The sequence below is a fragment of the Streptomyces sp. NPDC005774 genome, assembly GCF_042871645.1.
Classification (GTDB): domain Bacteria; phylum Actinomycetota; class Actinomycetes; order Streptomycetales; family Streptomycetaceae; genus Streptomyces; species Streptomyces pratens.
Window position 1 is genome coordinate 49,941 of record NZ_JBIAIV010000003.1, and the last position, 11,284, is coordinate 61,224.

Annotated in this window: 11 protein-coding genes; 4 read left to right on the forward strand and 7 right to left on the reverse strand. The window is 71.9% G+C overall.

The features are described from left to right. Positions 1–66 precede the first annotated feature (66 nt). On the reverse strand, positions 67–204 hold the full coding sequence (locus tag ACFYQA_RS04180; RefSeq protein ID WP_332433158.1) for a hypothetical protein: 138 nt from the start codon (positions 202–204) through the stop codon (positions 67–69). Positions 205–456: 252 nt separating this feature from the next. Between ACFYQA_RS04180 and ACFYQA_RS04185 the strand changes: the two genes are divergently transcribed. Further along, complete coding sequence (locus ACFYQA_RS04185) at positions 457–1,350, forward strand: NYN domain-containing protein (RefSeq protein ID WP_386396423.1); 894 nt, start codon at positions 457–459, stop codon at positions 1,348–1,350. Here ACFYQA_RS04185 and ACFYQA_RS04190 read toward each other — a convergent pair. Both ACFYQA_RS04190 and ACFYQA_RS04195 read right to left on the reverse strand, forming a co-directional pair. Further along, on the reverse strand, positions 1,347–2,255 hold the full coding sequence (locus ACFYQA_RS04190) for an alpha/beta fold hydrolase (RefSeq protein ID WP_388911262.1): 909 nt from the start codon (positions 2,253–2,255) through the stop codon (positions 1,347–1,349). The genes ACFYQA_RS04185 and ACFYQA_RS04190 overlap by 4 nt on opposite strands. 216 nt (positions 2,256–2,471) lie before the next feature. Next, complete coding sequence (locus tag ACFYQA_RS04195; RefSeq protein ID WP_388911265.1) at positions 2,472–4,988, reverse strand: DEAD/DEAH box helicase; 2,517 nt, start codon at positions 4,986–4,988, stop codon at positions 2,472–2,474. 475 nt (positions 4,989–5,463) lie between these two features. Here ACFYQA_RS04195 and ACFYQA_RS04200 point away from each other — a divergent pair, with 475 nt between their 5' ends. After that, a complete protein-coding gene (locus ACFYQA_RS04200) occupies positions 5,464–6,219 on the forward strand; it encodes a ferritin-like fold-containing protein (RefSeq protein WP_388911268.1) in 756 nt (251 codons plus the stop codon). A gap of 49 nt (positions 6,220–6,268) precedes the next feature. Here ACFYQA_RS04200 and ACFYQA_RS04205 read toward each other — a convergent pair whose 3' ends face one another. The 4 genes from ACFYQA_RS04205 to ACFYQA_RS04220 all read right to left on the reverse strand — a co-directional run bounded on the left by ACFYQA_RS04205 (position 6,269) and on the right by ACFYQA_RS04220 (position 8,382). Then, positions 6,269–6,538, reverse strand: coding sequence for a hypothetical protein (locus ACFYQA_RS04205; RefSeq protein WP_388911271.1), 270 nt, complete (start codon positions 6,536–6,538; stop codon positions 6,269–6,271). A 349-nt stretch (positions 6,539–6,887) separates the two neighbouring features. After that, positions 6,888–7,115, reverse strand: coding sequence for a DUF3107 domain-containing protein (locus ACFYQA_RS04210; protein ID WP_332430496.1), 228 nt, complete (start codon positions 7,113–7,115; stop codon positions 6,888–6,890). Positions 7,116–7,283: 168 nt separating this feature from the next. After that, the gene (locus ACFYQA_RS04215; protein WP_042172863.1) at positions 7,284–7,928 is read right to left on the reverse strand and encodes a TetR/AcrR family transcriptional regulator; all 645 of its coding nucleotides are present in this window, start codon (positions 7,926–7,928) and stop codon (positions 7,284–7,286) included. A gap of 226 nt (positions 7,929–8,154) precedes the next feature. Beyond that, positions 8,155–8,382: a hypothetical protein gene (locus tag ACFYQA_RS04220; protein ID WP_388911274.1), complete on the reverse strand. Its 228-nt coding sequence runs from the start codon at positions 8,380–8,382 to the stop codon at positions 8,155–8,157. A gap of 196 nt (positions 8,383–8,578) precedes the next feature. Between ACFYQA_RS04220 and ACFYQA_RS04225 the strand changes: the two genes are divergently transcribed. Then, on the forward strand, positions 8,579–9,652 hold the full coding sequence (locus ACFYQA_RS04225) for an alpha/beta fold hydrolase (protein WP_388911277.1): 1,074 nt from the start codon (positions 8,579–8,581) through the stop codon (positions 9,650–9,652). An 8-nt stretch (positions 9,653–9,660) separates the two neighbouring features. Then, positions 9,661–11,145, forward strand: a complete 1,485-nt coding sequence (locus tag ACFYQA_RS04230; RefSeq protein ID WP_388911280.1) for a DUF3152 domain-containing protein — start codon at positions 9,661–9,663, stop codon at positions 11,143–11,145. Positions 11,146–11,284 lie beyond the last annotated feature (139 nt).

Here is an 11,284-nt window from a genome sequence, read left to right on the forward strand (position 1 = left end):
CGGAGCCCCCGTACCCATCAAGCAGTGCGGGGGCTTCGGAAGTGGTACAGGACCCGGCGCCCTGCGTTACGAGGCCGGCGTGTCGGCCGGGCGGATCCACAGGCGCTGCCCGATGGCGGCGGCCTGCTGCACAATGCTGTTAACAAGGGCGGCGTCCACAACGGTCGTGTCCACGGCGGTGCCGTCGACGTCGTCGAGTCGCATGATTTCGAAGCGCAAGGGCTTCTCCCTTCGTCTGGACATCCTCCTGAAGGAGAACTGCTGGGTGGACGGCTACGGGCCGGACCGGCCCGTGCTCCATCAGTGATAAACGGTGCGCCTGCCGAGATCATTCCCTACGCTAAGGAAATTCTTTGATTGGCTAATTACTGACGGGTTGTTGACGCGTAAATGTTTCGGAGGAGACCGACCGGGACCGGTTGTGTTCGCACAGTGACCGCCGGGACAATGGAGACGATGAACGACGACCTGGCGGACCTGAACTCCCGTATCGACCGCACGAACGAGCTGCTCCAGCGCATGCTCGCCGAGGTGGCGAAGACGCCCTCCACGCACGCGATCTTCGTCGACGCGGGCTATCTGTACGCGGCGGCGGGGCGGCTGGTGGCCGGGACGGAGGACCGCCGGGCCTTCGACCTCGACGCCGAGGGACTCATCGACGCGCTCATCGACCGGGCCCGCACCATCTTCGCGGACAGCAGGCTGCTGCGCGTCTACTGGTACGACGGCGCCAGACGCCGCATCCACACCGCCGAGCAGCAGACCGTCGCAGAGCTCCCCGACGTCAAGGTCCGCCTCGGCAACCTCAATGCCAACAACCAGCAGAAGGGCGTCGACTCCCTGATCCGCTCCGACCTGGAGTCACTGGCCCGACACCGTGCCATCAGCGACGCGGCCCTGCTGGGCGGCGACGAGGACCTGGTCTCGGCGGTCGAGGCCGCCCAGGGGTACGGAGCCCGCGTCCACCTCTGGGGCATCGAGGCGCCCGAGGGCCGCAACCAGGCCGAGCCCCTGCTCTGGGAGGTCGACAGCCAGCGCACCTTCGACCTCGACTTCTTCAAGCCGTACGTCTCCCGGCGCACGACCCCCGGGTACGAGCCGACGACAGGACGGCCCGCCCGCGAGGACGTCCGCTTCGTCGGTGCCCAGATCGCCGCGAAGTGGCTCTCCGAACGCGGGCGGGACTCGCTGGTGGAACTGCTGCCCGGCCATCCCTATCTGCCCGGCTCGGTCGACCAGGACCTGCTGGTGGAGGCCGAGGGCCTGCTGCAGTACTCCCTGCGCGGCCAGGCCGACCTGCGACGCGCCCTGCGCGACGGCTTCTGGGCCCATCTCCAGGCGCAGTACTAGGCGAGGGTGCCGGTGCCGGTGGCTGTGGCTGTGGCTGTGGGGGTGCCGTTGTGGGGACCCTGGAGGCCGTCCCAGAAGGTGGCGAGGGCGTGCGCGGTGGCCTCGGGCCGTTCGGCGGCGGGGGAGTGCCCGGCGCCCACGACGACCGTGCGGTGCGCGTTCAGGCGTACGGCCATGGCGTCGAGGTCCGGCACCGGCCAGGTGTCGTCGTGCGCACCCGACAGCACGTGGAACGGAATTGGTACGGCGGCGAGTTCGGCGACCAGGTCCGGCTCTGCACACAACTGTCGCCCAGTAGCCAGTAGTTGAGCGGGACTGGTGCCCAACCAGCGGCGGCGCAGATGCTCCTGGCCACCGAGCCCGTGCGCGGGCCCGCCGACCTCCTCCGGCGGGCCCAGAGCAAGGATCGCCTCCCAGCACTGCGCCGTCGTCATCCGGGAGAGCGCGTCCCGCAGCAGCTTCACGCGCTGCTCCTGGGAGGCGGAGATCCGGGCGGGGCCGGACGAGATCAGGGTGAGCGAACGGAAGGGGGAGTGGTCCTCGAGCACCGCCGCACGGGCGATCTGGCCGCCCAGCGAGTGTCCGACCAGATGCAGCGGTACGTCCGTGCCGAGCGCCTCCGCCTGCGCGAGCACGTCCCGCGCCAACTGCACCCGCGCGTAAGCGGACTCGTCGTCCACGGGCCCGTCCGACTCGTACTGCCCCCGCCCGTCCACGGCGACGCTGCGGTACCCACGAGCGGCGAGTGGCCCGTGCACCAGCGTGAAGTCCTCCTTGCTCCCCGTGAACCCGGGCAGCGACAACACGACCCCCTTCGGCTCGACCCCGCCGGCCGGCGGCACGTCGACGACGGCGAACTCCCCACGGGAGGTGCGGAGTCGGTACGCCCGAGCGTCGGGCGGCATCGCGGAGAGGAGAGAGAGCGAAGGCGAGGGAGAGGGAGAGGGGGAGGGGGAGGGAGGAGGGACAGAAGGGGAAGCGGGGGCGGCGTGGCTGGTCACGGGGCGAGAGTAGCGGGCGCCGGGGCACGGACGGGGCGCCGGGTGTCGCTGCCGGGGGACGCCGACGGCCCGGCCCCACCGATGGGGGACCGGGCCGTCGAACGGTACCTCTGAGGCGGGTCAGGCCTCCGTGGACTCCGCGGGAGCCGTCGCCGCGGCCTTGCGGGGGCGGCGGACCCGGGGCTTCGCCTCGGCCGTCTCCGGCTCGGCCTCGGATGCGGCCTGTGCCGGGATGTCGGCTGTGTCCGCGGTGGCCTTGCGGGCACGGCGGCGGGGCTTGGCTTCAGCGACCTCGGTGGCCTCGGCAGCCTCGGTGGTGTCGACGGCCTTGGCGGCCGCCGTCTTCCTGGTGCGCTTGGGCTTCACCTCGGCCGTGGCGTCCGCCGTGGCCTCCGGCTCCTGCACGGCGGTGGCCGCCTTGCGGGTGCGGCGCGGCTTGGCCTCGGTGGCCTCGGCCGTGTCCACGGCCGTCTCCGCCTTGGCGGTGGCCTTGCGGGTGCGGCGGGGCTTGGTCGCCACGGTCTCCGCCGGCTCGGCCTCGGATGCGGCCTGTGCCGGGATGCCTACGGCGGTCGCGGTGGCCTCGACGGTCGCGGTGGCCTTGCGGGTGCGGCGACGGGGCTTGGTCTCCGTACCTTCGGCGGTGTCGAGCACGGCCTCGGCCGCGGCAGCCTCGGGGGCCTCGGCCACGCTCTTGCGGGCGCGGCGCGGCTTGGCCGGAGCCGGCTCCGGTGCGGATTCGGCGGTCACCTCGACGGTGTCCACCACCGCCTCGGCAGCCGAAGGCGCGGCCGCGGACTTGCGGGTCCGGCGGCGACGCGGCTCGGCGGCGGGTGCCTCGGGCTCCTCGGTCGCCGGGGCCGTCCCGGTCACCGTGGTGCTCTCGGCAGACGGGGCGACGGCGACCGCCACCGCAGCGGCGGCCTCGACCGGCGAACCGGCCGGGGCCGCGGTGTCGACGGTTTCCGTCTCCGCGGACCTGCGGGAACGGCGGCGGCGCGGCTTCGACTGGGTCTCGGAGGTCTCCGGGTACTCCAGAGCGTCCCCGGACGTGCTCTCCGCCGTCGCGAGGGCGGACTCGACAGCGCTCTCGGCGGACTCGACAGGCCCGGTGGAATCGACCGTGCTCACCGGGGCGGTCGTGGCCTCGGCCGGGGCTCCGCCGCGCACACGGCGACGGCGACGCGGGGTGTGGGGAGCCGTACCGGTCTCCGTCTCACCGGTGTCCTCGACGGCCGGGGCTGCCGACTGCTGCGCCGGGTTGCTCAGCGGTGTACCGCCACGCGTACGGCGACGGCGGCGCGGCGTACGGGCCGAACGCTCGGGGTCGGCGGAACGGGAATCGGCCCGCTCGCCCCGGTCGGCCCGCTCGCCCCGGTCGGTCCGCTCGCTCCGGTCGGTCCGCTCGCTGCGGCCACCGCGTCCGCGCGGGCCACCGCGGCCGCCCGGCTCGCCCAGGTCCTCCATCTCCTCCGCGTCGAGTCCGGCGCGGGTGCGCTCCGAGCGAGGCAGGACGCCCTTCGTACCCTCGGGGATGCCGAGGTCGGCGAACAGGTGCGGGGAGGTGGAGTACGTCTCCGGCGGGTCGCCGAAGCCCAGGTCCAGTGCCTTGTTGATCAGCTGCCAGCGCGGGATGTCGTCCCAGTCGACCAGCGTGATCGCCGTACCCTTCGCCCCCGCGCGGCCGGTACGGCCGATGCGGTGCAGGTACGTCTTCTCGTCCTCGGGGGACTGGTAGTTGATGACGTGCGTGACACCTTCGACGTCGATGCCGCGGGCGGCGACGTCGGTGCAGACGAGCACGTCCACCTTGCCGTTGCGGAAGGCGCGCAGTGCCTGCTCGCGGGCGCCCTGGCCGAGGTCGCCGTGGACCGCGCCGGAGGCGAAGCCGCGCTGCTTGAGCTGGTCGGCGAGGTCGGCGGCGGTGCGCTTGGTGCGGCAGAAGACCATGACCAGGCCCCGGCCGTCCGCCTGGAGTATCCGCGAGACCAACTCGGGCTTGTCCATGTTGTGCGCGCGGTAGATGAACTGCGTGGTGTTCGCGACGGTCGCGCCCGCGTCGTCCGGCGAGGTGGCGCTGATGTGCGTGGGCTGCGACATGTAGCGGCGGGCCAGTCCGATGACCGCGCCCGGCATCGTCGCCGAGAACAGCATGGTCTGGCGGCGGGCCGGAAGCAGGTTGATGATCTTCTCGACGTCGGGCAGGAAGCCCAGGTCGAGCATCTCGTCGGCCTCGTCGAGGACGAGGGCCTTGACGTCCTTCAGGTTCAGCTTCTTCTGCCCGGCCAGGTCGAGCAGCCGGCCCGGGGTGCCGACGATCACGTCGACACCCTTCTTCAGGGCCTCGACCTGCGGCTCGTAGGCCCGTCCGCCGTAGATCGCGGTGACGCGGACATTGCGCACCTTGCCGGCGGTCAGCAGGTCGTTGGTGACCTGCGTGCACAGCTCGCGGGTGGGTACGACGACGAGCGCCTGCGGTGTGTCGGTGAGGTCCTCGGGCTTCGCCCGGCCCGCCTCCACGTCCGCGGGGACGGTCACGCGCTCGATGAGCGGAAGACCGAAGCCCAGCGTCTTGCCGGTACCGGTCTTGGCCTGGCCGATGACGTCCGTGCCCGACAGGGCCACGGGGAGCGTCATCTCCTGGATGGGGAAGGGGGTGATGATGCCGACGGCTTCAAGGGCTTCGGCGGTCTCGGGAAGAATCCCGAGCTCTCGGAACGTAGTCAGGGTGCTGCCTCTTCTGTGTGCGCGGTGCGAGGCGAACGCGGGGGTCGTCTATGGACCGTGCCGGGGACGTCGGCTGCCTTACGGGAATGCCGTAGGGCACGGGACCACTGCCAACGCTCTAGCGCTCGTACCGCTGAGGGTCCCTCCGATCGTCGTACGCAATGTGCCGTACGGTCAGGGAGAGCGGTCGGGGCGGAGCCGATCGGGCCTCCGACCGGGCATCCTCATACATGCGCCCTGTCGATTACGTCAGAGTACTCGGCAGGCGCATTACCACCATACCCCGGATTCGCGCACACGCCATGGCCGATTTGGCCACGTAGTCGTCGTCACACGTGTTGACCAGTACCTTACGGCCCGCGACGAGCGGGCTATTGTGCGGATTATGACGAGCTCTGACAAGCCTGACCACGTCGCGGACACCGCCGACACCCCTGCCGCGCCGACCGGCGTCGCCGCCATGGAGTGGGCGGCGGCCGCCGCCGACCCGCAGTACCGCGCCGCCGTCGTGGACCTGCTCGGCGCGCTCGCGTACGGGGAGCTGGCGGCGTTCGAGCGGCTCGCGGACGACGCCAAGCTGGCCCCCACGCTGGAGGACAAGGCGGAGCTGGCGAAGATGGCGTCGGCCGAGTTCCACCACTTCGAGCGGCTGCGCGACCGCCTGGCCGGCATCGGCGAGGAGCCGACCGTCGCGATGGAGCCGTTCGTCGCCGCGTACGAGGGCTTCCACAAGCAGACGGCGCCCTCCGACTGGCTCGAGGGGCTCGTCAAGGCATACGTCGGCGACTCGATCGCCAGTGACTTCTACCGGGAGGTCGCGGTCCGGCTGGACTCCGACACCCGCGCGCTGGTGCTGGCCGTGCTCGACGACACCGGGCACGGTGGGTTCGCCGTGGAGAAGGTGCGTGCGGCGATCGATGCGGACCCGCGGGTGGGTGGGCGGCTCGCCCTGTGGGCGCGTCGGCTGATGGGTGAGGCGCTGTCCCAGTCGCAGCGGGTGGTGGCCGACCGGGACGCGCTGTCGACGATGCTCGTCGGCGGAGTCGCGGACGGCTTCGACCTCGCCGAGGTCGGCCGGATGTTCTCCCGGATCACCGAGGCCCACACCAAGCGGATGGCGGCCCTGGGTCTGGCGGCCTGAGAGCCGCCGGCTCCGCCCCGCTCTCTCGGACGCCCGTGCCGGCGGTCGGTCAGGCGGTCGCCGACCGGCCGCGGATTCTGCCCGCGGGGCGCAGCAGCAGGGACAGTGACGCCACGGAGAGGATCGCCGCGCCGAACAGGGCCGCCGGCAGGTTGCCCGAGTCCAGTGCGCCGTGCGTGAGGAACGCGCCCAACAGTGCCCCGGCGACACCGGTCGACAGGACCAGGGTGCGGGCGGGGAGGCGGTGCGGCAGGCGGCGCGCGGCCGTCCACGCCAGAGCCAGGCCGAGGATCACTGAACTGAGCGTTTCCAAGAGCATGTCGGGGTCCCTCCCACATGGCCGGCCTGCTCACATCGGTCGTAGCCCGTCCTACCCTTGACCTGCGGAATCCAATCCTCTCCCGGAGGGGTCCCGTGTCCCGTTCGTGCGGGCGGAGACGGTGGCGCGCGGTGGCGGAACAGCCGGGGGCGCAAAGGGGACGGCAGGGGAGAGAAGCCGAACGGAGCAGACGCGGAGAGTCGCGCGGGGGCACCGGCCGGGAGAGAGCCGAAGAGGGGGAGCCGGAGAGGGGGAGCCGGAGAGGGAGAGGAACGGGGCGGGGACGCGGAAGGGCCCGGCGGTTCGAGGTGCCGAACCGCCGGGCCCTTCCGCGTCTGCCGGTCGTCGCCTACAGCGCGCCGAAACCCACCTTGCGCGGGGCCGGCTCGCCGATCTCGATGTACGCGAGACGGTCGGCCGGGACCAGGATCTTGCGACCGTGCTCGTCCACGAGGCTCAGCAGCTGAGCCTTCCCGGCCAGCGCCTCGGCCACCGCGCGCTCGACCTCCTCGGCGCTCTGACCGCTCTCCAGAACGATCTCGCGGGGCGCGTGCTGCACGCCGATCTTGACCTCCACGGCTATGTCCCTCCGACGGTCAGTGAAGTGCGCGGCCTTCCGCGCCGTACCCAGCACACATTAGCCCGGTGCGGGGACCCGCACGCTCAGCCCCCGCAACGCCAAGAGCGAACAGCCGGCGGGAACACACGGCAGTCCCCGCCGGCTCGCGCACGCTGCCCGGCACTGTCAGAACTGCTGCTCGCTGCCGTGCAGCGGGAATCCGGCGATGCCCCGCCAGGCCAGCGAGGTCAGCAGTTGGACCGCCTGGTCGCGCGGCACACTGCGGTCGCTGTGCAGCCAGGACCGCGCGACCACCTGGGCCAGCCCGCCCAGCCCCGAGGCGAGCAGCATCGATTCCTGGCGCGATAGCCCGGTGTCCTCGGCGATGACGTCGCAGATCGCCTCGGCGCAGTCGTTGGTGACCCGGTCCACACGCTCGCGCACGGCGGGCTCGTTCGTCAGGTCCGACTCGAAGACCAGACGGAAGGCGCCACCGTCGTCCTCGACGTACGCGAAGTAGGCGTCCATGGTCGCCCGTACACGCTGCTTGTTGTCGTGCGTCGACGCGAGCGCGTGGCGCACCGACTGGATCAGCGACTCGCAGTGCTGGTCCAGCAGTGCCAGGTAAAGGTCGAGCTTGCCCGGGAAATGCTGGTAGAGCACCGGCTTGCTGACCCCCGCACGCTCGGCGATGTCGTCCATCGCCGCCGCGTGGTAACCCTGCGCGACGAACACTTCCTGGGCGGCGCCCAGGAGCTGGTTCCGTCGGGCACGGCGCGGCAGGCGTGTACCCCTCGGGCGCACGGTCTCTGTCTGCTCGATGGCTGTCACGCCGCCTCCCATTGTCGTCCACGTGCGGTGTGAGCCGCGCCGTCATCGTACTTTTCGGTAACCGTGCTGTGCGCGGTGAGAGCGCAGAATTTAACGGACGGGACGACGCCGAAAGCAGTACGAACGGTTTCAAAAGCTGCCAGAGGGGGCAAGGTGACGCCTCACTTCCGCATGTGCCCTTCCCGCGAGGACAGCCTTCGGCGCCTCCCCGGCTCTCTCGTCACCGTCACCGGTAGTCGTCCTCGTCGAGAGAGACGATCCTGGCCTGCTCGGCGAGGTCCGCCTCGTTGGCCCGGTCGATGTCGGCGCCGGTCAGCGGGTCGTCGCGGTCCGGGGTGAGGTCCGTGAGCTGTTCGGCCGTGTCGGCCTCAGGTGCCTCGACGTCGTACTCCGGGCGGTCGCGGGCGTCGTCGGTTTCCTCGAACGTCTCGGGGTCGGTGGGGTCTATGGCCATGACTGGGCTCCCTTCCTGCGAACGTCCCCGGAGTTGTGCGGGGACCATACGGGTGCCCTGGGTACGAGCCTAGGAGACACCCGATCCGAGCGCTATGCGATCCGCGATCGGGATGTGGCACGGTGCGCACACGGCGGGGCCGTCCTGTGACCCCCGACACAAGGGCCCTGGCGTGATCATCTCGTAACATTGCCGCATGTCTTCGACCGGCCTGCCGCCCGTGCCACCCGCGACCGTGCTTCCCGAAGCGGCCGCCGTGAGGGTCGCCGAGGGCGAGCGTCTCAGGTCGGTCGTGCTCCCGGGTGTCACCCTGTCCGTGCGGTCGAGACCGCCCACGCGCGAAGGGCTGCCGCCCGCGCTCCACATCCACGGCCTCGGGGGATCGTCGCAGAACTGGTCGGCGCTGATGCCCTTCCTGGAGGACGTGGTCCACAGCGAGGCCGTCGACCTTCCGGGCTTCGGCGACTCGCCGCCCCCGGACGACGGCAACTACTCGATCTCGGCGCACGCACGCGCGGTGATCCATTGTCTCGACGCCGCGGGGCGCGGCCCCGTGCACCTCTTCGGCAATTCGCTCGGCGGCGCGGTCGCCACCCGCGTCGCCGCCGTACGTCCCGACCTCGTCCGCACGCTCACACTCGTGTCACCGGCCCTTCCCGAGTTGCGTGTGCAGCGCACCGCCGTGCCGACGGGACTGCTGGCGCTGCCCGGGGTGGCCCAGCTGTTCACCCGGCTCACCCGGGGATGGTCGGCGGAACAGCGCGTCCGCGGTGTCGTGGCGCTCTGCTACGGGGACCCCGGACAGGTGTCGCCGGAGGCGTTCCGCCACGCGGTGCAGGAGATGGAACGACGGCTGCGGCTGCCGTACTTCTGGGACGCCATGGCACGTTCCGCGCGGGGACTCGTCAACGCGTACACCCTCAGCGGCCAGTACGGGCTGTGGCGCCAGGCCGAGCGGGTGCTCGCGCCGACCCTGCTGCTGTACGGCGGCCGGGACCGGCTCGTCGGCTTCCGGATGGCCGGGCGCGCGGCCCGCGCGTTCCGCGACTCCAGACTGGTCACCCTGCCGGACGCGGGGCATGTGGCGATGATGGAATACCCCGAGACGGTGGCTGCCGCGTTCCGTGAACTCCTTTTGGATACAACGAACTCGGCGGAGGAAGGGGATACCTTGGAGCCGGGCGCGAAGAGCGCTCCGGGATCGGCCGCCGGTATCGCCGCGGACGAGGCCGTCGAGGGCGGGGCCACCGCCGAGAACCTGAGGGGCTGAGGCACGAGGTGGGACGCCACAGCCGTCGTGGACCCGCACCCAAGGGCGACGCCCGCCCGGCGCGGGGGACGACGCCCCCGGGGCAGGGGGCGGTTTCCGGCGGAACCGGCGCGTACGACCTGCCCGACCCGCCCGGCCCGTACGGCTCACCCGGGTATGGAGCGCAGGGGGGCGGCCCGCCCGCGGGACCCGGAACCCCCGCCCACGGCTCCCCCCGCCTGCCCGACGGCACCCCCGGGCACGGCGTACCGCGCGCCCGCGGCGGTGGCCATCCCGAGCAGCAGGAACCCGGCGGCGGCTGGGGCGAGTGGGGAGGACGGAACACGGGCGCCGGGTACGCCGGGCCGGCCGGCAAGGCGGCCGTACCCCTGCCGCGACAGCGCCAGGCACCGCCCGAGGGACCGCGCGGGACACTGGGGCCGCGAGGGTGGCAGGCTCCGCGGCAGGACTATCTCGACGCCTTCGACGCGGGCGACGACGGCTTCACTTCCCGCCCGCCCGCAGCACCCCGCCCGGCCTCCGCCGCGGACTCCCCGCACCCTGCGTACCCCGCACATCCCGCGGACCCCTACGACGCCGTCACCGACTGGAACACCGCCTCGGCCGCACGCTCCCCGGCCGGCACCGACGCCGCCGCGCCGCCCAGCGGGGCGTCGGCGCAGGCCAAGGGCGCCAAGGGGCGCACGTTCACCGGGATCGCGGCCGCCGCCGTCACCACCGTGCTGGCGGTCGTCGTGGCCGGCCAGGTCGCCGACGGAGGCGACGGTTCCGACGGCCTCCAGGCGCAGTCCGCCCCCGAACAGGCGGCGCGCGACGCCCGGGACCCCGGCGCGAACGAGGGCGCGGGCGATGAGCAGAACACGTCTCCGGGCGGCTCCCGCGCCGCCGGACCGCTGACGTACGCGCAGAAGATGGACGAGAAGTACCCGCTCAGCGCCACGGCCGAGGGCTCGGGGAAGTTCGATGCGGTCCCCGGCATCGCCGACGCGCCGGGCAAGGGGCAGAAGATCACCTATCGCGTGGACGTGGAGCAGGGGCTCGGTCTGGACGGCACGCTCTTCGCCGAGGCGGTGCACAGGACGCTCAACGACAACCGCAGCTGGGCGCACAACGGCGCCCGCACCTTCGAACGCATCCACTCCGGCAGTTCCGACTTCGTCATCACCCTCGCCAGCCCCGGGACGACCGCCGAGTGGTGCGCCAAGTCCGGCCTGGACACCACGGTCGACAATGTCTCCTGCGACTCGGCCGCCACCGAACGCGTCATGATCAACGCGTTCCGCTGGGCGCAGGGCGCCGAAACGTACGGCGACGAGATGTTCGCCTACCGCCAGATGCTGATCAACCACGAGATCGGCCACCGCCTCGGGTACAACCACCTCACCTGTGACAAGGACGGTGAGCCGGCACCGGTCATGCAGCAGCAGACCAAGTTCCTCGGCCACGGCGGAATCAACTGCCTGCCCAACGCCTGGCCGTACCCGAAGAGCTGACGGACGCGTCGGTGCCGGCACGGGGCACTGTGGGCACCCGTGCCGTGTCCGACGCCGTCCGCATGTTCATCTGAATCTCTTAGCGCGACCAAACGCGCTCCGCACCGGAAAGTTACGACCGTTCACCCCTTTTGGTGGT

What these genes read in the sequence shown, in the direction of transcription:
- ACFYQA_RS04180 (WP_332433158.1), bottom strand. Translation starts at nt 204, where the DNA reads ATGCGACTCGACGACGTCGACGGCACCGCCGTGGACACGACCGTTGTG.
- ACFYQA_RS04185 (WP_386396423.1), top strand. Translation starts at nt 457, where the DNA reads ATGAACGACGACCTGGCGGACCTGAACTCCCGTATCGACCGCACGAAC.
- ACFYQA_RS04190 (WP_388911262.1), bottom strand. Translation starts at nt 2,255, where the DNA reads ATGCCGCCCGACGCTCGGGCGTACCGACTCCGCACCTCCCGTGGGGAG.
- ACFYQA_RS04195 (WP_388911265.1), bottom strand. Translation starts at nt 4,988, where the DNA reads ATGACGCTCCCCGTGGCCCTGTCGGGCACGGACGTCATCGGCCAGGCC.
- ACFYQA_RS04200 (WP_388911268.1), top strand. Translation starts at nt 5,464, where the DNA reads ATGACGAGCTCTGACAAGCCTGACCACGTCGCGGACACCGCCGACACC.
- ACFYQA_RS04205 (WP_388911271.1), bottom strand. Translation starts at nt 6,538, where the DNA reads ATGCTCTTGGAAACGCTCAGTTCAGTGATCCTCGGCCTGGCTCTGGCG.
- ACFYQA_RS04220 (WP_388911274.1), bottom strand. Translation starts at nt 8,382, where the DNA reads ATGGCCATAGACCCCACCGACCCCGAGACGTTCGAGGAAACCGACGAC.
- ACFYQA_RS04225 (WP_388911277.1), top strand. Translation starts at nt 8,579, where the DNA reads ATGTCTTCGACCGGCCTGCCGCCCGTGCCACCCGCGACCGTGCTTCCC.